The organism is Salmonella sp. SA15303, from assembly GCF_029962125.1.
In the GTDB taxonomy this organism is placed as follows: domain Bacteria; phylum Pseudomonadota; class Gammaproteobacteria; order Enterobacterales; family Enterobacteriaceae; genus Salmonella; species Salmonella enterica.
In genome coordinates this window covers 2,085,078-2,106,636 of sequence record NZ_CP123924.1, presented here as the reverse complement: position 1 = coordinate 2,106,636, position 21,559 = coordinate 2,085,078, and the positions used below count along the sequence as shown (strand labels likewise).

At 48.0% G+C, this 21,559-nt stretch carries 21 protein-coding genes and 2 pseudogenes; 13 read left to right on the top strand and 10 right to left on the bottom strand.

Going from position 1 to position 21,559, the window contains the following annotated elements; all coding sequences use genetic code 11:
* Positions 1 to 8: 8 nt before the first annotated feature.
* From htpX to QEN31_RS10270, 4 genes are all read right to left on the bottom strand, one after another.
* A complete protein-coding gene (gene htpX, locus QEN31_RS10285; RefSeq protein WP_000984498.1) occupies positions 9 to 890 on the bottom strand; it encodes a protease HtpX in 882 nt (293 codons plus the stop codon).
* A gap of 193 nt (positions 891 to 1,083) precedes the next feature.
* A complete protein-coding gene (gene prc, locus QEN31_RS10280) occupies positions 1,084 to 3,132 on the bottom strand; it encodes a carboxy terminal-processing peptidase (RefSeq protein WP_001091237.1) in 2,049 nt (682 codons plus the stop codon).
* A 19-nt stretch (positions 3,133 to 3,151) separates the two neighbouring features.
* Entirely contained in the window at positions 3,152 to 3,838 is a 687-nt protein-coding gene (proQ, locus tag QEN31_RS10275; protein ID WP_000431401.1) for an RNA chaperone ProQ, read from the bottom strand.
* A gap of 97 nt (positions 3,839 to 3,935) precedes the next feature.
* Positions 3,936 to 4,433 (bottom strand): GAF domain-containing protein, encoded by a 498-nt coding sequence (locus QEN31_RS10270; protein WP_001518229.1) that lies wholly within the window; start codon positions 4,431 to 4,433, stop codon positions 3,936 to 3,938.
* A gap of 128 nt (positions 4,434 to 4,561) precedes the next feature.
* Between QEN31_RS10270 and yebS the strand changes: the two genes are divergently transcribed.
* The 5 genes from yebS (at position 4,562) to QEN31_RS10245 (ending at position 10,620) form a co-directional block, all read left to right on the top strand.
* A complete protein-coding gene (yebS, locus tag QEN31_RS10265) occupies positions 4,562 to 5,845 on the top strand; it encodes a membrane integrity lipid transport subunit YebS (RefSeq protein ID WP_001207294.1) in 1,284 nt (427 codons plus the stop codon).
* Complete coding sequence (locus QEN31_RS10260) at positions 5,814 to 8,447, top strand: PqiB family protein (RefSeq protein ID WP_001535256.1); 2,634 nt, start codon at positions 5,814 to 5,816, stop codon at positions 8,445 to 8,447. Before yebS ends, QEN31_RS10260 begins: the two co-directional genes overlap by 32 nt.
* A gap of 77 nt (positions 8,448 to 8,524) precedes the next feature.
* Entirely contained in the window at positions 8,525 to 9,964 is a 1,440-nt protein-coding gene (rsmF, locus tag QEN31_RS10255; protein ID WP_001542138.1) for a 16S rRNA (cytosine(1407)-C(5))-methyltransferase RsmF, read from the top strand.
* Between the two features lie 117 nt (positions 9,965 to 10,081).
* Complete coding sequence (locus tag QEN31_RS10250; RefSeq protein WP_024131108.1) at positions 10,082 to 10,318, top strand: YebV family protein; 237 nt, start codon at positions 10,082 to 10,084, stop codon at positions 10,316 to 10,318.
* A gap of 110 nt (positions 10,319 to 10,428) precedes the next feature.
* Positions 10,429 to 10,620, top strand: coding sequence for a YebW family protein (locus tag QEN31_RS10245; RefSeq protein WP_000457836.1), 192 nt, complete (start codon positions 10,429 to 10,431; stop codon positions 10,618 to 10,620).
* Between the two features lie 18 nt (positions 10,621 to 10,638).
* Here QEN31_RS10245 and pphA read toward each other — a convergent pair whose 3' ends face one another.
* The 4 genes from pphA to sopE2 all read right to left on the bottom strand — a co-directional run bounded on the left by pphA (position 10,639) and on the right by sopE2 (position 12,684).
* Positions 10,639 to 11,289, bottom strand: a complete 651-nt coding sequence (gene pphA / locus QEN31_RS10240; RefSeq protein WP_099949659.1) for a protein-serine/threonine phosphatase — start codon at positions 11,287 to 11,289, stop codon at positions 10,639 to 10,641.
* A 17-nt stretch (positions 11,290 to 11,306) separates the two neighbouring features.
* Positions 11,307 to 11,522 (bottom strand): hypothetical protein, encoded by a 216-nt coding sequence (locus QEN31_RS10235; protein ID WP_001574231.1) that lies wholly within the window; start codon positions 11,520 to 11,522, stop codon positions 11,307 to 11,309.
* Entirely contained in the window at positions 11,513 to 11,677 is a 165-nt protein-coding gene (locus QEN31_RS10230; RefSeq protein WP_001134856.1) for a membrane protein, read from the bottom strand. Before QEN31_RS10230 ends, QEN31_RS10235 begins: the two co-directional genes overlap by 10 nt.
* Before the next feature lie 284 nt (positions 11,678 to 11,961).
* Positions 11,962 to 12,684 (bottom strand): SPI-1 type III secretion system guanine nucleotide exchange factor SopE2, encoded by a 723-nt coding sequence (gene sopE2 / locus QEN31_RS10225; protein WP_000182072.1) that lies wholly within the window; start codon positions 12,682 to 12,684, stop codon positions 11,962 to 11,964.
* Between the two features lie 683 nt (positions 12,685 to 13,367).
* Between sopE2 and QEN31_RS10220 the strand changes: the two genes are divergently transcribed.
* Positions 13,368 to 13,763: a DUF1398 domain-containing protein gene (locus QEN31_RS10220; RefSeq protein WP_000422882.1), complete on the top strand. Its 396-nt coding sequence runs from the start codon at positions 13,368 to 13,370 to the stop codon at positions 13,761 to 13,763.
* A 329-nt stretch (positions 13,764 to 14,092) separates the two neighbouring features.
* The gene (locus QEN31_RS10215) at positions 14,093 to 14,569 is read left to right on the top strand and encodes a hypothetical protein (RefSeq protein WP_000030934.1); all 477 of its coding nucleotides are present in this window, start codon (positions 14,093 to 14,095) and stop codon (positions 14,567 to 14,569) included.
* Positions 14,570 to 14,956: 387 nt separating this feature from the next.
* Here QEN31_RS10215 and QEN31_RS10210 read toward each other — a convergent pair whose 3' ends face one another.
* The gene (locus tag QEN31_RS10210) at positions 14,957 to 15,376 is read right to left on the bottom strand and encodes a GNAT family N-acetyltransferase (protein WP_099949658.1); all 420 of its coding nucleotides are present in this window, start codon (positions 15,374 to 15,376) and stop codon (positions 14,957 to 14,959) included.
* 369 nt (positions 15,377 to 15,745) lie between these two features.
* Between QEN31_RS10210 and QEN31_RS10205 the strand changes: the two genes are divergently transcribed.
* Positions 15,746 to 16,015 (top strand): hypothetical protein, encoded by a 270-nt coding sequence (locus tag QEN31_RS10205; protein ID WP_001752421.1) that lies wholly within the window; start codon positions 15,746 to 15,748, stop codon positions 16,013 to 16,015.
* Between the two features lie 165 nt (positions 16,016 to 16,180).
* Positions 16,181 to 16,321 (top strand): hypothetical protein, encoded by a 141-nt coding sequence (locus QEN31_RS10200; protein WP_099949657.1) that lies wholly within the window; start codon positions 16,181 to 16,183, stop codon positions 16,319 to 16,321.
* 145 nt (positions 16,322 to 16,466) lie between these two features.
* On the opposite strand, the pseudogene QEN31_RS10195 reads toward QEN31_RS10200, so the two are convergent.
* Positions 16,467 to 17,661 (bottom strand): annotated as a pseudogene (locus QEN31_RS10195) (IS256 family transposase).
* Positions 17,662 to 17,730: 69 nt separating this feature from the next.
* Here QEN31_RS10195 and QEN31_RS10190 point away from each other — a divergent pair.
* The 4 genes and pseudogenes from QEN31_RS10190 to QEN31_RS10175 all read left to right on the top strand — a co-directional run.
* A pseudogene (locus QEN31_RS10190) lies at positions 17,731 to 18,153 on the top strand (tyrosine-type recombinase/integrase); the annotation flags it as partial.
* Between the two features lie 1,303 nt (positions 18,154 to 19,456).
* Positions 19,457 to 20,371, top strand: a complete 915-nt coding sequence (locus tag QEN31_RS10185) for a DMT family transporter (protein WP_001233446.1) — start codon at positions 19,457 to 19,459, stop codon at positions 20,369 to 20,371.
* Between the two features lie 132 nt (positions 20,372 to 20,503).
* Positions 20,504 to 20,662, top strand: a complete 159-nt coding sequence (locus tag QEN31_RS10180; RefSeq protein ID WP_000480735.1) for a DUF5993 family protein — start codon at positions 20,504 to 20,506, stop codon at positions 20,660 to 20,662.
* Between the two features lie 9 nt (positions 20,663 to 20,671).
* A complete protein-coding gene (locus tag QEN31_RS10175; protein ID WP_000848069.1) occupies positions 20,672 to 21,286 on the top strand; it encodes a disulfide bond formation protein B in 615 nt (204 codons plus the stop codon).
* Positions 21,287 to 21,559 lie beyond the last annotated feature (273 nt).

Genomic DNA, 21,559 nt, shown 5'->3' with positions numbered 1-21,559 from the left:
TGGGCTTATTATTTCAGGTACTCGCCGCTACGCAGCGCTTCAATGCGTTTATCCAGCGGTGGGTGCGTCATAAACAGCTCGCTTAACGATTTCGATTTACCGTTAATACAAAACGCCATCATGCTGGTCGCTTCTTGCGGCTCGTAGCTGGTTTTCAGGCGCTGCAACGCGGCAATCATTTTTTCACGACCAACCAGCTTCGCCGATCCCGCATCGGCATGAAACTCACGGTAACGGGAGAACCACATGGTGATAATGCTTGCCAGAATACCGAAGACCAGTTCCAGCACCGTCGCAACGGCGAAATAGATTAGCGGATTACCGTTACTTCCTTCGCCTTCATCACGGTTGCCGCCCAGAAAACCTGCAGCAATTTGCGCGATAATGCGCGAAATAAAGATAACGAAGGTGTTAACCACCCCCTGAATCAACGTCATCGTCACCATATCGCCATTGGCAATATGGCTGATTTCATGCGCAATGACGGCTTCCGCCTCGTCAGGGCTCATATTTTGCAACAGACCGGTGCTCACAGCGACCAATGAGGCGTCACGGCGGGCGCCCGTCGCAAACGCGTTAATGTCCGGCGCATGGTAGATAGCAACCTGCGGCATGGCGATACCGGCCTGGCGCGCTTGCGTTGCTACGGTGTTCATCAACCAGCGTTCTCTTTCATTGCGAGGCTGTTCAATAACTTCCCCTCCTACGGATTTTAACGCCATCCATTTGGACATCAGCAATGAAATAAAAGAACCGCCAAAACCAAACAGCAGCGCCATGATCAGCAAGCCTTGCACGCTGCTCGACTGTATCCCCGTCAGGCTCAGAACCAGCCCGAAAACGACCATCACGGCCAGGTTCGTCAGCAGGAAGAGCGCGATTCGCATCATAATTTTCTTTTAACCTCAATTTAACAAAGCGCACTATGCGATTACCCACATCGTATGGGTCTTATGGCTATTTTCAAGCATCACCAGGCGGTAAGTCACGAGAAAAACACAACTTTACATTTTGTAGCATTATCCTGACGACTTCTGCGCTTGTTAAAAAAAAACAGGCACAATTTTTTGTGCCTGTTTAGCGTTACTTATTGGCTGCCGCCTGCTCCGCTGGTTTTTCTTTTTCAAGATGCGCCAGGTCCAGAGCAATCTTCACCGTTTCATCAAGGTATGGGTCCGGCTCCTGGTAATCCTTTGGCAGATCGTCCAGTTTCTTCAGCAACGGTTTACCCTCGCGTTTAAACCGATCGTTAATACGCGCCAGACGCAGAGCGTCTTCTTCATTGTTCTCTTTCTCACGCTGCGCATAATTCAGAGAGACGATGTTGCGCTTATCCTTCATGGCATTGAAACGTGCGATATCCTTCATGATGTACTGGAACTCAGGATCTTTGGCGATACGCGCGTTGTGTTCTTTCAATAATTCCGGGCCAAACGGGGCCAAATCGTCCGATTTCACGTATTTCGCCGCATCAATGCTATCCCACGGCAAGGCGTTATCTTCAAATTTTTCTCCGGTTTCCGTCTCTTCATTGCCAGTCGGCATGATGATATCCGGCGTGACCCCTTTACGCTGCGTACTACCGCCGTTGACACGGTAAAACTTCTGAATGGTGTACTGCACCGAACCCAGCGCAGGCCATTCCGGGCGAAGCATCTGATCGTAAATTCGGTTTAGCGAACGATATTGCTGTACCGTACCTTTACCGAAGGTCGGCTCACCGACAATCAGCGCGCGGCCATAATCCTGCATCGCGGCAGCGAAGATTTCCGATGCCGAGGCACTGAAACGATCGACCAGCACCACCAGCGGGCCTTTGTAGTAGACCACGCCGTCGGTGTCGCTATCCTCACGCACTTTACCGTTATTGTCGCGCACCTGAACTATCGGACCAGAAGGGATAAACAGACCGGAAAGCGAAACGGCTTCCGTCAGCGCCCCACCGCCGTTTGAACGCAGATCGATAACGATGCTGTTAACGTTCTGTTTTTCCAGCTTCTGAAGCTGAACTTTGACATCATCGGTCAAGCCAACATAGAAGCCTGGAATATCCAGTACACCAACTTTTTCCTTGCCGACGGTTTTCACCGACATTTTAACCGCGCGATCTTCAAGACGAATCCGTTCACGCGTCAGCGTGATAATACGCGTTTTCGTCCCTTTGCCAGCCGGCAGTATTTCCAGTCGAACCTTGCTGCCTTTCGGCCCTTTGATCAGCGCCACCACATCGTCAAGACGCCAGCCAATAACGTCGACCATCGGTTTTCCGGCCTGCCCTACGCCGACGATACGATCGCCGACGCTAATCGACTTGCTCTTCGCTGCCGGGCCGCCGGCAACCAATGAGTTAATGACAGTATAATCGTCATCCATTTGCAGCACCGCGCCGATACCTTCCAGAGACAGGCTCATTTCGGTATTAAACTGCTCGGTATTGCGGGGAGAAAGATAATTCGTATGCGGGTCGATTTCACGCGCAAAAGCGGTCATCGCCAGCGAGAACACATCTTCACTGTTGGTCTGCGCCAGGCGACGAATAGCGAATTTGTAGCGACGCGTCAGCGTTTCGCGAATTTCTTTGTCGCTCTTGCCGGTGAGTTTCAGGCTGAGCTCATCGAATTTCACTTTACCATCCCACAGCGCATTTAGCTCAGCCTCATCTTTCGGCCAGGGCGCTTTACTGCGGTCCAGGTTAAACGTATCGTTTCCGGTGAAATCCATTGGCCGTTCCAGCACTTTTAGCGCGTACTGGTAACGTTCAAACCGGCGCTTTTGCGCCAGGTTATAAAGATCGTAAAAAACATCCAGCTTACCCGTGCGCAGCTCATCGCCCAACACGGTTTTCTTTTTCGCAAACTGCTCGACATCGCTCGCCAACAAAACGTTGTGGCTATAGTCGAGAAGATTCAGATAGCGATCAAAAATCTTTGCCGAAAATGCCTCATCCAGATCGAACTGGCGATAATGGGAGCGGGTAAAACGCGACGTTACGCGCTCGCTCACCGTCGCATGTTGCGTCTCTTCCTTTAGTACGGGAATTTGATCGGCACGCGTAATATCTTCCACGGCGAAGGACTGGCCTGCTAATGCAAGCAGGCCAGCTAACGCGGTAAGCCTAAAAAAAGTGTTCATGCCAGGCCTGGCCTCCGTTTCAGAACACCAGGTGTTCTGCGCGTACAATCAAAGACATACCCGAATTCAGCTGTACACGGACACCATCTTTGGTGATTTCTAATACGGTGGCATCCATCGCATTATTACCCGCTTTCACCTTGAGGGACTGCCCTACGGTCAATACTGAAATATCAGAAACCGGCGTGTGCTTCTCTTCGCGAGGCGCACGCGGCGCTTTCGTCGTCGGTTTATCAGCGCGAGGTTTACGTTCAGCGCCTTCTTTACGACGCGCTACCGGGCGAGGTTTACGCTCGCGTCGCGGCGCGTCTTCTTTTTCGCCAGCCGCCGCGGCAGCTTCGCGTTTTTTCGCTTGCTGCTCTGCGCGCTGCGCCTGAACACGGGCTTTGGCTTCTTCAAGCTGCTTACGCGCATGTTCGACATGCTGTTCTTCCAGCTCGCCGCACGGATTGCCATCAAGGTCGACGCGCGTTGCGCCCGGCTTAACGCCGTACAGGTAACGCCAGCTTGAAGTATAAAGACGTAAAGCGGAACGAAGTTGCGTTTTGCTGAGGTTCATTTCGCCCCCAACTCGCTCTACCAGATCCTGAAAAATACCAATTTTCAGCGGGCGAGCTTCGCCTTCCGCACTAAAACAGTGAGGAAAACGCTCGGCCAGAAACGCGATAACTTCTTTACTGCTATTCAACTTAGGTTGATTTTCCATGAAATTTCCTGATTACAACGGACGTAGCCAACAAGCAGCAGGCATGAACAGGCGTCATTATAATGACGCCATCAGTAATTGCTACGTTATCCGTTGATTATCCTGCGACGCTCGCAAAGAATTTTTTGTAATCCGTCGTTGCAAGCACGGTTTCAAGCTGTGCGACCAGCGTACGCAGGCCGTGTTCATCTTCTTCGGTAAAACGGCCAAACGCCGTGCTATCTATATCCAGCACGCCGATAATCCGTTCGCCAACCGTGACAGGCAGCACAATTTCGGCGTTGCTGGCGGCATCACAGGCAATATGGCCGTCAAACGCATGAACATCATCAATACGTTGAACCTTATTCTGCGCTACCGCTGCGCCACACACGCCGCGACCAACCGGAATCCGCACACAGGCGATTCGCCCCTGAAACGGCCCCAACACCAGCGTATCGCCTTCGAGGAGATAAAATCCCGCCCAGTTCACCTCGGTAAGGCGTTCGAACAGTAGCGCGCTGGTATTCGCCAGCGTGGCCAGAAAGCTGGTTTCACCTGCCATTAACGACTGAAAATCGCGGTTTAACGCCGCGTATAGTTCTGTTTTGCTCATTATATAATCACTTCGTGGTCTTACTCCTAAACACAGGCTATTAAAATAAGCATTAAATGCGTTCTTGCTCAAGATTATTCCTGTCATGAGTTAAGATTACATTATTCTAACACTTTGATTCACGATACATGGCTCTGAACACCTCACACGTCACGCCAACAAAAAAGCTAACGATCAGGTCAATTAGCGAAGCGCTGCCGCGCAGCCACTACCAGCGCTGCCCTGAATGCGACATGCTGTTCAGCTTGCCGGAGATGAGCGCTCATCAAAGCGCTTATTGTCCTCGTTGCCAGGCCAAAATTCGCGATGGGCGCGACTGGTCGCTGACGCGGCTGACCGCGATGGCGGTAACCATGCTGCTATTGATGCCGTTTGCCTGGAGCGAACCGTTACTCCATATCTACCTGTTGGGCGTACGCATTGATGCCAATGTGATGCACGGCATCTGGCAAATGACGCAGCAGGGCGATCCGTTAACCGCCGCAATGGTGCTCTTTTGCGTGGTGGGCGCGCCGCTTATTCTGGTTTTTTCAATTGCTTACCTGTGGTTTGGCAGCCTTCTCGGCATGAATCTGCGTCCAGTCCTGCTGATGCTGGAAAAACTGAAAGAGTGGGTGATGCTGGACATCTATCTGGTCGGTATTGGCGTTGCCTCTATCAAAGTGCAGGACTATGCCTTTCTGCAGCCGGGCATCGGGCTTTTAGCGTTCGTCTCGTTGGTGGTTCTTAGCATTCTGACTATGATTCATCTGAATGTGGAGCAACTATGGGAACGATTTTATCCGCAGCGCCCTGCTCAACGTGCGGACGAAAGATTGCGCGTCTGTCTTGGCTGCCACTTTAGCGGCTATCCGGATGCGAAAGGACGCTGCCCGCGTTGTCATATTCCGCTACGGTTACGCAGAAAACAGAGCATACAGAAGTGTTGGGCGGCCTTGCTGGCGTCTATTGTCTTTTTGCTGCCGGCAAACCTGCTGCCTATCTCGGTAATCTACATTAATGGCGGGCGTCAGGAAGATACTATCCTGTCGGGCATTATGTCGCTTGCCAGCAGCAATATCGCCGTCGCCGCCGTCGTTTTTATCGCCAGTATTTTGGTGCCGTTTACCAAAGTCATCGTGATGTTTACGCTACTGTTGAGTATCCATTTTAAATGCCAACAGGGACTGCGGACGCGAATTCTGTTGCTGCGTCTGGTGACATGGATAGGCCGCTGGTCGATGCTTGATCTTTTCGTTATCTCGTTAACCATGTCTCTGATTAATCGCGATCAGATTCTGGCTTTTACTATGGGACCGGCTGCGTTTTATTTCGGCGCAGCGGTAATTTTGACTATTCTTGCAGTGGAATGGCTGGATAGCCGCTTACTTTGGGATGCACATGAGTCAGGAAACGCCCGCTTCGAAGACTGAAGCGCAAATTAAAACCAAACGCCGTATTTCACCTTTCTGGCTGCTACCGCTTATCGCGCTAATGATCGCGGGGTGGCTGGTATGGGATAGCTACCAGGATCGCGGCAATAGCGTGACTATCGATTTTATGTCGGCGGACGGTATCGTACCGGGCCGTACTCCCGTGCGTTATCAGGGAGTAGAAGTCGGCACCGTGGAAGATGTCAGTCTGAGCAAAGATCTGCGCAAAATTGAAGTTCGCGTCAGTATCAAATCAGATATGGAAGATGCGTTGCGCGAAGAGACGCAATTCTGGCTGGTGACGCCCAAAGCCTCGCTGGCGGGCGTTTCCGGCCTGGATGCGTTGGTCGGCGGGAATTACATCGGTATGATGCCAGGTAAAGGCAAGCCCAGAGATCATTTCGTCGCCCTGGATACACAGCCTAAATACCGGCTTAGCAACGGCGATCTGATGATTCATCTCCATGCGCCGGATCTCGGTTCGCTTAATAGCGGTTCACTGGTCTATTTCCGTAAAATCCCTGTCGGACGGGTGTATGACTATTCGATTAACCCTAACAAACAGGGCGTGACGATTGACGTTCTGATTGAGCGACGGTTTACCGATCTGGTGAAAAAAGGCAGCCGTTTTTGGAATGTCTCCGGCATTGACGCCGATCTAAGCCTGAGCGGCGCGAAGGTGAAACTGGAGAGCCTCGCGGCCCTGGTCAATGGCGCGATTGCGTTTGACTCACCGGACAATTCCAAACCCGCCGCCCAGGATGACACGTTCGGCTTATATAAAGATTTAGCCCACAGCCAACGAGGGGTAATCGTTAAACTTGAGCTGCCCAGCGGAGACGGTCTGAAAGCGGAATCTACGCCGCTAATGTACCAGGGACTGGAGGTGGGTGAGCTTTCTAAACTGACGCTCAACCCTGGCGGTAAAGTCACCGGAGAGATGACCGTCGATCCCAGCGTTGTTCCGCTGATGCGGGAAAATACGCGTATTGAGTTACGCAATCCCAAACTGTCGCTAAGTGACGCGAATATCAGTTCGTTGTTAACCGGAAAAACCTTCGAGCTGGTGCCGGGCGACGGCGAACCGCGCAGTGAATTTGTGGTGGTGCCGGGTGAAAAAGCCCTGCTGCATGAGGCGAATGCCTTAACCCTGACGCTGACGGCCCCGGAAAGTTACGGCATCGAACCGGGCCAGCCGTTAATTTTACATGGCGTAAAAATTGGCCAGGTCATTGAGCGCAACTTATCCAGTAAAGGCGTGTCATTCATCGTCGCGATTGAACCGCAGCACCGGGATTTGGTACAGGGCGACAGTAAATTCGTGGTTAACAGCCGGGTGGATGTCAAAGTTGGCCTTGACGGCGTAGAGTTCCTCGGCGCCAGCGCCAGCGAGTGGATTGACGGCGGAATTCGTATTTTACCCGGTACGAGCGGGAAGATGAAATCCACCTACCCGCTCTATGCTAACCTGGAAAAAGCGCTGGAAAATAGCCTCAGTGACTTACCGACTACCACCTTAACGCTGACGGCCGAAACGTTGCCGGATGTCCAGGCAGGTTCCGTCGTGCTGTATCGAAAATTTGAAGTAGGCGAAGTCATCACCGTTCGCCCACGCGCCAATACCTTTGACATCGACCTGCATATTAAGCCGGAGTATCGCCACCTGTTAACCAGCAATAGCGTGTTCTGGGCGGAAGGCGGCGCGAAAGTGCAACTTAACGGCAGCGGCCTAACGGTACAGGCCTCGCCACTCTCCCGCGCGCTGAAAGGGGCCATTAGTTTTGATAACCTGAGCGGCGCCAGCGCCAGCCGGCGCAAAGGCGATAAACGCATTCTTTATGCTTCAGAAACCTCCGCCCGCGCGGTAGGCGGACAAATTACGCTGCACGCGTTCGACGCCGGAAAATTGGCGGAAGGGATGCCCATTCGTTACCTCGGTATTGATATCGGCCAGATCCAGACGCTGGAATTGATCACCGCACGTAATGAAGTGCAGGCAAAAGCCGTACTTTATCCGGAGTATGTACAGACATTTGCCCGCGCCGGGACACGTTTTTCCGTTATCACGCCACAAATTTCCGCGGCGGGCGTCGAGCATCTGGATACGATTCTCCAGCCCTATATTAACGTTGAGCCAGGACGCGGCGCGGCACGGCGCGACTTTGAACTGCAGGAAGCCACGATTACCGACTCACGCTATCTGGATGGGTTAAGCATCGTCGTGGAGGCGCCAGAAGCAGGCTCGCTTAATATTGGTACACCCGTCCTGTTCCGCGGTATCGAAGTGGGAACCGTCACCGGAATGTCCCTGGGGTCGCTCTCCGATCGGGTGATGATCACCTTGCGTATCAGTAAGCGTTACCAATATCTGGTGCGGAATAACTCCGTATTCTGGCTTGCCTCCGGCTATAGTCTCGACTTTGGTCTGACAGGCGGCGTGGTGAAAACGGGGACATTTAATCAGTTCATCCGTGGCGGTATCGCCTTCGCTACTCCACCAGGTACGCCGCTGGCGCCAAAAGCGCAAGCCGGTAAGCATTTCCTGTTACAAGAGAGCGAACCGAAAGAGTGGCGTGAATGGGGCACCGCTCTGCCACGTTAAACACCAGGCTCCGGCGTACTCGCGCCGGAGCGTTTTATGCTACACTGCGCGCCTGTTTTTTTGCCGGCGATACACCTGTGGCTCAACACGCTGTCTATTTTCCTGACGCTTTTCTGACGCAAATGCGTGAAGCAATGCCTTCCACGCTCTCTTTTGATGAATTTATTTCGGCCTGCCAACGCCCGTTGCGCCGCAGTATACGCATCAATACGCTTAAAATATCCGTGGCTGATTTCCTTGCCCTAATCGCGCCCTACGGCTGGTCGCTCACGCCAATTCCGTGGTGTCATGAAGGATTCTGGATCGAGCGCGATGATGAAGAGGCATTGCCGCTTGGCAGTACCGCTGAGCATTTAAGCGGCCTGTTTTACATTCAGGAGGCCAGTTCGATGCTGCCGGTCGCGGCCCTGTTCGCCGATGATAATCATCCGCAGCGGGTCATGGATATGGCAGCGGCGCCTGGCTCCAAAACCACGCAGATCGCTGCCCGCATGGGGAACCGCGGCGCCATTCTGGCCAACGAATTTTCGGCCAGCCGCGTCAAAGTTCTGCACGCTAATATCAGCCGATGTGGAATCGCCAATACCGCACTGACGCATTTCGATGGCCGCGTATTTGGCGCTGCGTTACCGGAGATGTTTGACGCTATCCTGCTGGATGCGCCCTGCTCTGGCGAAGGCGTAGTACGTAAAGATCCTGATGCGCTAAAAAACTGGTCGCCAGAAAGCAATCTGGATATCGCGGCGACACAGCGGGAACTGCTCGACAGCGCTTTTCATGCTTTACGACCCGGCGGCACGCTGGTCTACTCCACCTGCACGTTAAATCGCCAGGAAAACGAAGCGGTCTGCCTCTGGCTGAAAGAGACCTACGCCGACGCCGTTGAATTTTTGCCGCTGGGTGATCTGTTTCCTGACGCTGACCGCGCCCTCACCCCGGAAGGCTTCCTGCACGTCTTCCCGCAAATTTACGACTGCGAAGGATTCTTCGTCGCACGTCTGCGTAAAATGTCATCCCTTCCAGCCATGCCCGCGCCGGGGTATAAAGTGGGGGCGTTTCCTTTTACCCCCCTCAAAGGCCGCGAAGCATTACACGTTACCCAGGCGGCCAACGCCGTCGGACTGTTATGGGATGAAAATCTCCATCTTTGGCAGCGTGAAAAAGAGGTCTGGCTGTTCCCGGCAGAGATTGAATCACTGATCGGAAAAGTCCGTTTTTCCCGGCTCGGCATTAAGCTGGCCGAAAGTCATAATAAAGGCTATCGCTGGCAACATGAGGCGACGATAGCCCTTGCCTGCCCGACTCATGCTCACGCGTTCGAACTTTCTGTGCAAGAGGCGGAGGAGTGGTATCGCGGTCGGGATATTTATCCGCAAACACCCCCTGCCGCTGATGATGTCCTGGTGACGTTCCAGCATCAGCCACTTGGTCTGGCAAAACGTATCGGCGCCAGAATAAAGAACAGTTACCCGCGTGAACTGGTACGTGATGGCAAACTCTTTACTGGTAATAGTTAAAAGGCGCACAAAAAAACCGCACTTTTTGACTGGCGCTTTTGCCTACGTTGACTACGCTGAAAAATGGACGGCTAAACTGGTCGTACCACAATTAGCGTATTAACGGAGAGCACGATGATGAAAACCAGTGTGCGCATTGGCGCTTTTGAAATCGACGATGCCGAATTACATGGCGAATCGCCGGGGGAGCGAACGTTAACAATCCCCTGTAAATCCGATCCGGATTTATGTATGCAACTGGACGCCTGGGATGCCGAAACCAGCGTTCCCGCCATTCTCAACGGGGAACATTCCGTTTTGTTCCGTACTCATTACGATCCTAAATCTGATGCCTGGGTCATGCGTCTTGCCTGACTCAAAAAGAACCCGTCGCCAGGCGGGTTATTTATTCTTCCTTTTCTCATTTCCCCCCTGCGCTAACCTCTCCTACACTATCGTGTAAAGTAGTTAACATTGAGGATGTAATGTTCGCGCTGGTACTTTTTGTATGTTACCTGGATGGAGGATGCGAGGATATTGTCGTGGACATCTACGATACCGAGCAGCATTGTCTTTATTCGATGGACGATCAACGGATTCGCCATGGCGGCTGTTTTCCGGTAGAGGATTTTATCGACGGCTTCTGGCGACCTGCGCAGCAATATAGCGATTTTTAACCCTGGTCGCTGATACCGCTATTGTATCCGCGCTAACGTCAATTGCCCGCCAAATACCGCGCCCGTATCAATATAGTGTACGTTGGCAAAATCCATGCGCCGACGCAACGGCGTATGGCCAAACCAAAAATGATCGGCTCCGCTAATCCCGCCGCGCTTATTTATGAGCCGTTCGCGGCTCCAGAGAACCTGATGTAAGTCGACCTTTTTTTGCCATTGATAGGTTAACGCGGGATAATCTGCATGAGCGATCACATGCGTGCTATGGCGGCAACGAACTTCCAGTATCCAGGGCAGCCGCTGACAAAGAATAAAAAGCGCTTCAGCTTGCGCAGCGTGTTCAGCCGTCAGGCGGGTAAACCAGTCGCCACCATTCATCAACCACAGCGTCGACTGCGATGAGGCCCGCGCATCCAGCGCCATTTGTTCATGATTGCCGCGAACCGCCGTCATCCAGGACTCACGCAGTAAAGCCAGGCAGCCCAGGCTGTCCGGGCCTCTATCAATGAGATCGCCCACAGAAACTAACAAGTCTTGTTGCGGATCAAATCGACACTCACGTAACCTTTTCATTAACATTGAAAAACAGCCGTGAATATCGCCAACCACCCAGACATGCCGCCAATTCTTTGCCTCTATTCGCTGATAAATCTCTTCAGGCCGCATCATGTTTTTCCTGTCGTTCATTATCCAGGACAGATATAAAAAGATAGCGTGTGCAGATTTTTTTGCTTAGTAAGCGTGCGCTGTTGTAAATAGCGAATTTCACCATTAGCGAGTAAATGCTTTGTTATCATCGCAATAAAATATAACTGGCTGCGCCAGGGGAGGGTTATCCCCTGGCGCAGCGAGCTACTCACTATCGCCTGTTCACCTTCAATACTCTTCCTCCTTAAAAACATATCGGAAACATAAACCACATCGCCTCAGCACACGATATAGCACACTCTTTAGCGGAGTGATCCTCAAGGCAAACCAGCGCCAATGCAGGTGTCGTTACCGTGGCGACCATCGCCCCCACAAACAGGCGCAGCACAATTTTTTTTAAAGGCGGCATAACCTCTCCTGACAGTTAACAGACCATTAATCCTTATCGAGACATCATCCGTGCGCGGGTATCATAGACTTAACAACACGCAGCGTTACAAAAAAAGCTGTCTGGTTGTGCAGGTATTTAGAGTAATAACAATTATTTTAAGTTTTAAGGTTATCCATTTGATTTTTATATTAAAATAAAGATGACGACGTTTTGTTAAAAGCGTCGCCATAAAAACGAATATATAGTTTCAGAAAATCTGCTATTAATTCATATGGTTAATAGCAGTATTGTATTTACTACCATCAGGAGGCATTCTGAAGATACTTATTCGCAATATTTTCTATAGTTAACTGAAATTGTTGTGGCGTTGGCATCGTCCCCTTATTAAACAGCGGCGTAACCTCTTTCATAACGATTTTCTCAGCATACGCTTTAAAAGATACCTGCTGATTATGATTTATAAACATATGCGGATATTTAATACTCGCGGAAGCAATGAGGGGGACGACAAAAGGATTCGCCCCTGCCCCACCTGGAGTAAATACGCCATTTTTTATCTCCCCAGGTAGCCCCGCATTCTGCGCAGCCTCTCCTATCTCTTTCAAAAAGGGGGTAATACTGACCCCTTTACTGATGAGTAATTTACAACATTGATCTTTATTATTACTGTACACGGCTGATAATATGGCTTCGCATGTCTGACGAGCATAGGCCGGATCTTTACTCGCATTACCTTTGATATCCAGACTATTGAGCTTTTGCAGCATAAAATCTTTAACAGTTTTACTGGTTAATACCGCCCTACCCTCAGAAGCGTTCCCACGATGAAAATGGGTAGTCGGTATGTCTGTTTGTTGATGCAGGCTAAAACGATCTGACAGACTCGTCGACAGGCTGATAAAGCTATTTCTAACGGCAGTAATACTTTTTGCAAAAATGTCCTTCTCCGTTGTTTTTTCTTTTACTGGTTCAACGTCACTTCTATGGATTCTGTAGTGCTGGGTGGATAGTGTTATGTTAGTCACGGTAGTTCTCCTTTTAGATAACTATGCATAGCTACACTTTGTTTATATTTCTTGCTTTCAAAAAATAGCCACCTTCTCCACAACCATTTTTACTCATTGATATTTATAAATTTTATTTTCCTGATGGATTTTGTTCTTCTGTCACTTAGCCTGTTTTTTTTCGGCGCAAGGTGATCGACTTTTATCGAGGAACATTTTTATCGGGACAATCCTGAACAGGTAAAACATCACTTCAATTCAACTACTGCGTCACATAAAACATTCATGAATATTATTATTTATGCTGATGTTGTTACGATTTTGCCCCCATTCGCAGGCTGGCTACCAATTATCCTGCCAGCGAGTTAGCCGCTTTTTCAAAACCTATAAAGTCGCCACGCCAAACCTCTCCGTCACTGTAATCCTTATCTAAACATCAATTAATTAACTGATTTTTATATATTATGACTTTTCATGACGTTCAGAAAAACTACAAATGAAATGGATTGACGCATCTATTAGTGGTCAAAAAAACGCGCTACGAGAAATAATCAGTAACAATTGCAACACTATTCCAATCATAACGTAAACTATATGATACCAGGTGATTATTATTGCTTTTAGGTAACATATCTGTATGGCTGCTTTTAAGCAACAATACTCTAACACAACATATAACATTATAACTTACAATAGGTTAACAAATGGAATTACAGCTTATGCTTAACCACTTTTTCGAGCGCGTCAGAAAGGATGCAAATTTCAACGCATTTCTAATCGATCTGGAATATAATAATATCGCTTATTACATCTATTTTGTTGCTACCGGCAATGTGAAAATTATCACTCATGCAGGCCACTTCATTTCTATTAAAAGCAATAGAAAGCTGATTAAAGTCAATTCAACACCGAATACGCAATTAATAAAATTGATTTCAGCTAAACACTTTTCGGGGGAGCATTCCTATGAAAAATACTGTACTGATCTGGCAACGGCAGGCGTTTTTAAATGGATTGTTGAATTAAACCAAAAAACTCGACAATACTGGTCGAAAGACAACCAATTATTATATATAGAAAATGTGGTCATGCCGCTTTAACAAGCCAGGGTAATAATAGCGTCAGTCGTGACATCCGGCGTGTTACGACTGCGGGTTATCCAATTTAGAGACCATAATGAGAGTCTGACTGCGAGAGTTACCCTGTGCAGTCCGACCGACGCAGCAACGTTTGACACGATTCTCGACAACAGCATCTCCTGGTGCAGGAGAAATGATATTCAAAGCGATATCGACTAAAAGCTCAAAATATTTGCCTTCTATTTATATTCTATCTAATTAATACCCTCCAGGAAGTGTGGCATAATTGCAGAATCTGTCAGGATTCCGGGAGCATACCGGAGCGTAATCGAAAAAACATCTGGAGATGTATGAGCAAGGATGAAATCAGTTATCAAATTCTTTACCGGTACTCTCTGGAAAAGCTATACAGTACTCTTGCCAGAAGAGTAGATAACGTGCTGTCATTCGCCCTCGTTTTTCTCGGGGTCGGCGTCACCATAAACGTCGGGAGTCCCTTTATTCTGGGGCCAGGCATTGTGGGTATCGCCATACTAAAAAGAGTACTCCGCTTCGGCACGCGATCAGCACAGGCCGACCGGCAGTCCCGCGCCTGGCTGAAACTTTTTAATACTCAGCACCGCTTTCCTTCAGATAAAACACTGTTCCTTGCCTTCACATCGCTTGAGCAAGACGCGAGTGAAGTATGGTCCATGCTTATTGGTCCTGCCATCGTCATGACTGAGACCGCCCTCGGAAAAACGCCCATTGAGCCATTGACGGCGGGTGAAAAACTCTGTGCATTTTTGAGCGGCGCGACGAAATCCCAGCTAGCAGATCGCAATTGAACTGTCTTCTAAACGCCTGCGCCATACCACAGAGATTTAGTATAAAATTAATTAATGGAGTACTAACGCTGTCAGCAGGTTTCTCTGAGTGAAAGATTCGTATTATACGCACAGCCCAGTTTACAGTTTATATAACAGCGCTATATGTTTTTGTATCCGTACCATGCCGCCTACAAGCGGCTGTCTGAGTACCTCTAGCCGTGCCAGGGGGTATTAGCTCAAATGTGAGCTGACATATCTATGGCACAGCGCCAAACCTAATCTGACTGTCCGCCCTGTGCCAGAAGCGGACGCTGATCATGGTGTGTACAGGCCAACAATACGATATATTTTAAAGCTACCTGATTACAGCTTTCATAAAGCTATGGGTATTCAAATGCAGCAAAGCTATAAACCGGGCTTAATTAAATAATGCCTTTGCGAACCTACTTTAGGAAAGTCCGGTAGCGACATTTGAAGTATATACCCCTGTTTTTCATAAAAAGGGAGAGCCTGGAAGCTAAAGGTATCTACAAGTCCATGAACACAGCCTTTCCGCAAACCTTCTTTTTCGGCCATCGCCATAAGTTTGCTCCCCAGACCGCAGTTCCTTGCAGATTCCCTTACCCAAAGATAGTCGATGCAGAGCCACGGACCTTTTCTGTCAGCAATTAATCCGCCTACCATTTCGCCGCTTTCGTTTCTGCAGTAGACCCCAAGCTGCCCATTTTTACTAAAATCGACGAACTGAGCATTGTAGCTTCTTAATCCGGTTAATAGTTCTTCTTTATCAAATTCAGTAACTTGATGTGTGATTTGAATGTCCATACATGCCCAATTGAACAAGTTTGTATTTGGAATATAACGTTATAAATAAGTTAATTAAATGTATCAATAGAAAGTTTGTTTTTACTCCTGGGGGCAGGTCACGTCCGCTACTCGCTTAAAGCAAACTGTCAGTTGGAGTCTGAGCTGGTACAATTAATGTGCCACTGGTTAGAAATCAGTAATACGATTTTATCAGGCTGGTGCTCTGGCCTGTCAGGATTTGAGGTATCCACCCGGTTTACCAGCCCCCTGTATTTGGCACCAGTGGAACCCACTTCCCGATCCAGGATATCCAGTACCCACCACCGAACCTCTTTCCCCAAAAGACATGAGCAACCTCAAGCGCCTTGTCTGGATGATAACCACGGTATGAAGTTTGATAACACGTGGAATCAGGGCGTATGGTTCGCTCTCCGTTCAGCAACTGGACGCCCTTCTCCCCAGCCTTTCAGCGTTGAAGATTTGCCAGCGCTGGGTGAAGAGTATAGGCGAATTATGAAAATCATTTCTGCCGTTTATACTTCGAAAAAGACGTTATCAAAAAGGTGGTTCGCAAGCGCGGAGTTATTAAACCTTTACTTAACGAAATACGGTTTAAGTTGCTTGAATTGCAGCAGAAAGAAAACGACGGCTTGCTGATGCTGGACAAATTAAGCAAGCATGGCATCAATGGACTGATACGCCGTCAATAAAAGGAAGGGTGCATGGACGATCCCGTCACATCACCAATCACAACAGAAGAGCACAAAACAACATTTCACAGTGTAAAGGATAAAACACGATGCCATTTTCAATCAAAAACATATGTTCAGGTCCAAAAGGACATTGCCCAGAAATCTCCAGCCCTATACAGGACAAGCCAGTACCGAGGAATTGCACACTGACCTCAACAACATGCAATATACAGAGCTATACAGTATTCAGCAGATGGTCCTGCAGTTATGAAATGCGCCCACCCGGTGCAGAAGAAAGAACCCCACGACTAAAATTCTCAGCAACGGAGCTCTCATGGCTATCTAAAACAATAGAAACAGAGAGGCGCAACACAAAAGAATGAGCCTGTCAGTAATTCTGTGTAACTGCCCAGTTATTAAAGGTGATCGCTCAGGCGGTCACCGAACTCGATAATAAAACGGCTCATCGCCAGCCGCCAGTTCTGGATCGGCATACTCCATTTTTTGACGCATCCTTGATCGCCAGATAAATAACTTTTCGTACTGAGTCATCCGTCGGGAACACCTTGCGTTTCTTAATCGCGGCACGGATCACGCAGTTCAGGGATTAGATTGCGTTTGTGGTGTAGATGGCCTTGCGGATATCCGGCGGATAACTGAAGAGCGTATTGAGGTTTTCCCAGTGCGCACGCCAGCTTTTGCTGATTTGCGGATATTTATCGTCCCGGGCTTTCGCGAACGCATCCATCGCCATCAGTGCCGCCTCTTCGGTCGGAGCCTGAGGCCGCTGGTGGCGACTTTGTAGCCTTTCCAGGCTACGTATTTCAGACTGTTACGCACCATATGGATAATGCACAGCTGGATATGGGGCTGCGGGAAGACGCTGTTTATCGCATCCGGGAAACCCTTCAGACCATCCACACAGGCAATCAGGATGTCCTGAACGCCCCGGGTTTTCAGCTCCGTCAGCACGCTTAGCCAGAACTTTTCGCCTTCATTTTCGGCCAGCCACATACCCAGTAACTCTTTCTGGCCTTCGGTGTTGATACCCAGTGCCAGGAAGACGGCTTTGTTGATTACGCTGCCATTCTGACGGACTTTGACGACAATGCAGTCCATATAAACAATGGGGTACAGCGCATCCGGTTGCCGGTTTTGCCTCTCAGTGACCTGCTCTTTTACGGCGTCGGTGACTTTAGATATCAGCGAGGGTGACACATTGGCGTCGTACATCTCTTTGAAGGTGGCGACGATTTCGCGGGTAGTCATGCCTTTGGCGTAGAGGGATAAAATTTGGCTGTCCATCTGCGTAATGCGCGTCTGGTGCTTCTTAAGCAGCTGTGGTTCGAAGGTGTTTTCACGGTCACGCGGTGTGTTGAGTTCTATCTCGCCGTCATCGCACAACACCGTTTTGGACGAGTAGCCATTACGGGTGTTTGAGCCTGTTTTGGGCGCATTTTTCTCATACCCGGGGTGGTCAGCCAGCTCCGCATTGAGCACCGTTTCGACGGTTAATTTCGCCAGCATACGGGAAAACGAATTGAGGTCGGCTTCGGTTTTAAGGCCTTTAGCCAGTTCAACCGCAAGGGCTTTGAGTTTCTTTTCGTCCATAATTGCCTGTCTCCGTTACTGGAGTGAACATATCAAAGACAGGCAATTACACAATTTTACTTACAGTCTCAGTTCAGTCACATTATTGATGAGCGACTGTACGTTAAGCAAATCAAGACCGGGATGAAAATCGCTCTGCCACTTTCGCTCAACCTTCCTTCCATGGGTTTACGCCTCAGTACGGTGATTGAGCGTTGCCGCCTGGTAAGCCGTAGCGAATACCTTATCAGCGCTGGCATACGCAAAAACAGCCCGAACGGGAGTATTCATCCTAATAGCCTGACTAAAAAATTTGTTGCGGCACGAAAATTGACCGGAATAAATTTCAGTGAAAACCCACCGCCGTTTCACGAGATCCGCAGCTTATCCGGACGACTGTATAAAGACGCTTACGGCGAAGGGTTTGCTCAGAAACTCCTGGGACATACTTCAGAGAACACCACGAAACTCTATCTCGATGAACGCGATAATAAAGCTTACGTGATGCTCTGATTTTGCTGTAAAAGAAATGTTAAACTGGATTTGGATCTGATATAACGAAAAAGCCCGGAATACAGAAATTCTGGAAAATTTCGGAAATTTCGGAAATTTCGGATTATTGATCATAAGCAACTGATTTATAAGAAAAAAAGAGACCGAATACGATTCCCGCTTACGGCAACCATTGATATTTCTCTTTAAATTCATAATGTTACATATTAATTAAGTGATTTTAACGATTGGAATATGTTATTTTTGATTCTAATAGATTCAATTAGTTATCACTTTTTACGTTTTAATTCGGACATATTTCGGGCCATTTTGCGTATAAATCCCCCGACCAAACAAATTAACTGCCCAATACATCACTCCCCTCTTCCATTGGGGGACTCCCGATGCCAAATACCCATGTAGACGAAGGCTTAATAGTGATGCCAACAAAAGCGATCGCGAAAAGTTGAACAGGTGGCTAGTTTCAGATTAAACACATTGGTTAGTCATCTTGAACAAGTAAAATCCGCCGCAACTGGCAACCATTCAATACTCGCACTATCGAACGATCGCCAGCTTGCCGCAGCCCGTTCTTGCATACGATGTGGCTGCGGTTCCATCACATCAGGAATGTGAAAATCGGGATAAACCTGCCACTTAACCTGAAGCAGGTCTTCATAGCGGGTGGTATACCGAGGCGAAAGCATTTCTCTTAAGGTCGCCATATAAAAACATTCTATTACAACGAGTTATCTCCTCCTGCCTCCGCCCCGGCGCAAAGCTATAGTTTTTTCTATCTCCTTGTGAAACAAACAATTATTCTTGCTATGGCGCTGATTAACAATCGTTCGCGGGCAACGTACATTCAGCGAGTTTCAGAGCTTCCTGACGGAATTCAGCCGGTGCTGTTTCTGGGGCTTCTTACTGGTTGATACAGATCCTGCCTCTTACTTGAGAATTTACTCATTTAGCCGTATGTCCATTATGGGTGGATAAGATCATTTATCATCGTAAGGGTTGAAAGCGATAAGTTAAACTTGTCCTGGCTCAACAAGGGACCCGACTAATGATGAGCTCTTCATCTTCAAGGCGTTTTATGCCTTCCAGCAAGAATAGACATTAAATCGACAACTGCTGCCAGGTCTTACAGGCGCAGTGGACAATCGTGTGGTAACAGCCTGAGTCATTTATTATTTTTCTCATTCAGCATAACTGCGTCTTCTGATAGAGAAATTTTTATCTAAACATATAAAAAACACAGTGAAGAAAACGCTACTTTTTTCTAGCTAAAAAGCTAAATTAATTTTTTTACGGAGAGGATCTTATGCGCAAGGTGTCGATATCTATATTATTCATGCTAGTTTCACTGACTTGGGGGACTACATGGTTGGCCATGCGAATTGCCGTTGAAACTATCCCTCCAGTGTTTGCAACCGGAATGAGGTTTATGTTTGCAGCACCTTTTTTAATCATCATTGCATGGTTAAGAAAAAAAACACTGTTGTTTCCTCCCGGACAACGATTATTCCAGTTTGTGATATGCATCTTTTATTTTTGCATTCCTTTCTCACTAATGATTTATGGTGAAACCTATGTCAACTCTGGGCTTGCCGCCATTATCTTTGCGAATATGCCTGTGGCCGTTTTGATAGCATCGGTTTTGTTTCTAAATGAAAAAGCGAAACTAATGCAGATCGCGGGCTTAACTATCGCAATCACTGCATTGACGGGGATACTTCTTGAAGAAACGAATACAAGTACAGAGAGTCACTGGCAGGGTATCACTGCGCTTATTTCTGCTGTGTTAATCCATGCCATAATATATACACAATGTAAGAAAAGAAGTTGTACTGTCTCTGTTATCACATTTAATGCGCTCCCGTGCCTTTTAGCTGGGTTGATACTTTCTGCGACAGGATGGTTTTTTGAAAGACCACAAGTATCAACCTTCTCAGTACACTCAATATTAGCTACCCTGTATCTCGGGGCTTTTGCCGGAGTTTTTGGTATCCTGTGCTACTTTGCGCTTCAGCAAAAGGCTAATGCCTTCCAGGCTTCGCTTGTATTTCTTATCTTTCCGCTGATTGCGGTAAGTCTGGAAGACTATATTTATGGATATGCTATTTCAACACACTCAATGCTGCTTATTATACCATTAGTTATCGGGATATTTCTTACTCTTGTCGCCAGAAATCTCCCTGTAACCAGCAGATGCCGGGATAACTCATCACAGAAATAATCGATTTATAATAACGCAAATAATTCCTGATGCCTTACTGAGCTCCGGCTAATGCGGGGTGGATAAGCTGGAATACAGACCCGGTAATACACAGCGATTATATTAACAAGCAATGTAATAAAGGAGTTTTTTATGTTCATGTTTCTGCCATTCTTGCTTGCACTGAGCGTGGCAATGGGGGCCATAAACAGAAAGGATAAAGTCAGCTACATTCTGTGGGCCGTTTTACTCATCGTCACTATTTTATCATTCATTCATCATATGACCAATTCGCTGACTTTGTCATTTTAAGGAGTGTGTATGAAAACGCATCATCATCCAACAACATTTGTTCATCTGATTAATCAGGTGGGACTCCTTGGGATATGCGTTGCTCTGGTTGTAGCCTTTTATTATCAACTCGTCAGGCATGAGCTGCCTTGTCCAATTTGCTTATTACAGCGGGCTGGCCTCATCATCGCCGGTTTTGGCTTTTTATTTAACCTCTGCTTTGGTCTACGAGGTATACATTACGGGATGGTAATTATTGGCAGTATCCTGACCGGAGTTATGGCATCCCGGCAAATATGTTTGCATATCATGCCCGGTGACACAGGATATGGTTCTGCATTTTTTGGATTACACTTTTATACCTGGACTCTGATTACGTCAATTCTGATTATTATTGCTGTTGCGGTAATTCTGGCAATCAGTAGCATGAATGTTGCATTTCGTTCATTGAATATTAATCCGGACCTGTTCAGTATTGTCGGTTGGGTATTTCTGTTACTGATTACTGCCAACCTTATTTCAACTGTACTGGAATGTGGCGGAGGGGAATGTGCTGCTAACCCGGTCACATATAAGCTACTGTCGAAACAGGATATTGCCTTTCTGAAAACAGGCCTCCTGACGAGGACAGTTCTCCGGTTATGACGCACTTTTAAAATGACTGATTGGTAAATATATAGCAAGCACCTGTCTTGTAGAAATTGGAATGGTTATGGGCTAACACGGAAGTTACAGTAACATTGAAATGTTGCAATAACAGGAATCAAACTTACAACCTTCGCATTACAAATTAGTAGAATCACATTTAACTAACTGTTTCAAATACACATTTCCGCATTCACATTGCTCAACTCAATGGCACATGATGTTAGAAATAGAATGATGCTTCACCATGTTTGACACAAAAATGGCACACCC

What these genes read in the sequence shown, in the direction of transcription:
- htpX (WP_000984498.1), bottom strand. Translation starts at nt 890, where the DNA reads ATGATGCGAATCGCGCTCTTCCTGCTGACGAACCTGGCCGTGATGGTC.
- prc (WP_001091237.1), bottom strand. Translation starts at nt 3,132, where the DNA reads ATGAACACTTTTTTTAGGCTTACCGCGTTAGCTGGCCTGCTTGCATTA.
- proQ (WP_000431401.1), bottom strand. Translation starts at nt 3,838, where the DNA reads ATGGAAAATCAACCTAAGTTGAATAGCAGTAAAGAAGTTATCGCGTTT.
- QEN31_RS10270 (WP_001518229.1), bottom strand. Translation starts at nt 4,433, where the DNA reads ATGAGCAAAACAGAACTATACGCGGCGTTAAACCGCGATTTTCAGTCG.
- yebS (WP_001207294.1), top strand. Translation starts at nt 4,562, where the DNA reads ATGGCTCTGAACACCTCACACGTCACGCCAACAAAAAAGCTAACGATC.
- QEN31_RS10260 (WP_001535256.1), top strand. Translation starts at nt 5,814, where the DNA reads ATGAGTCAGGAAACGCCCGCTTCGAAGACTGAAGCGCAAATTAAAACC.
- QEN31_RS10250 (WP_024131108.1), top strand. Translation starts at nt 10,082, where the DNA reads ATGAAAACCAGTGTGCGCATTGGCGCTTTTGAAATCGACGATGCCGAA.
- QEN31_RS10245 (WP_000457836.1), top strand. Translation starts at nt 10,429, where the DNA reads ATGTTCGCGCTGGTACTTTTTGTATGTTACCTGGATGGAGGATGCGAG.
- pphA (WP_099949659.1), bottom strand. Translation starts at nt 11,289, where the DNA reads ATGATGCGGCCTGAAGAGATTTATCAGCGAATAGAGGCAAAGAATTGG.
- QEN31_RS10235 (WP_001574231.1), bottom strand. Translation starts at nt 11,522, where the DNA reads ATGTTTTTAAGGAGGAAGAGTATTGAAGGTGAACAGGCGATAGTGAGT.
- QEN31_RS10230 (WP_001134856.1), bottom strand. Translation starts at nt 11,677, where the DNA reads ATGCCGCCTTTAAAAAAAATTGTGCTGCGCCTGTTTGTGGGGGCGATG.
- QEN31_RS10220 (WP_000422882.1), top strand. Translation starts at nt 13,368, where the DNA reads ATGGAATTACAGCTTATGCTTAACCACTTTTTCGAGCGCGTCAGAAAG.
- QEN31_RS10215 (WP_000030934.1), top strand. Translation starts at nt 14,093, where the DNA reads ATGAGCAAGGATGAAATCAGTTATCAAATTCTTTACCGGTACTCTCTG.
- QEN31_RS10210 (WP_099949658.1), bottom strand. Translation starts at nt 15,376, where the DNA reads ATGGACATTCAAATCACACATCAAGTTACTGAATTTGATAAAGAAGAA.
- QEN31_RS10205 (WP_001752421.1), top strand. Translation starts at nt 15,746, where the DNA reads ATGAAGTTTGATAACACGTGGAATCAGGGCGTATGGTTCGCTCTCCGT.
- QEN31_RS10200 (WP_099949657.1), top strand. Translation starts at nt 16,181, where the DNA reads ATGTTCAGGTCCAAAAGGACATTGCCCAGAAATCTCCAGCCCTATACA.
- QEN31_RS10185 (WP_001233446.1), top strand. Translation starts at nt 19,457, where the DNA reads ATGCGCAAGGTGTCGATATCTATATTATTCATGCTAGTTTCACTGACT.
- QEN31_RS10180 (WP_000480735.1), top strand. Translation starts at nt 20,504, where the DNA reads ATGTTCATGTTTCTGCCATTCTTGCTTGCACTGAGCGTGGCAATGGGG.
- QEN31_RS10175 (WP_000848069.1), top strand. Translation starts at nt 20,672, where the DNA reads ATGAAAACGCATCATCATCCAACAACATTTGTTCATCTGATTAATCAG.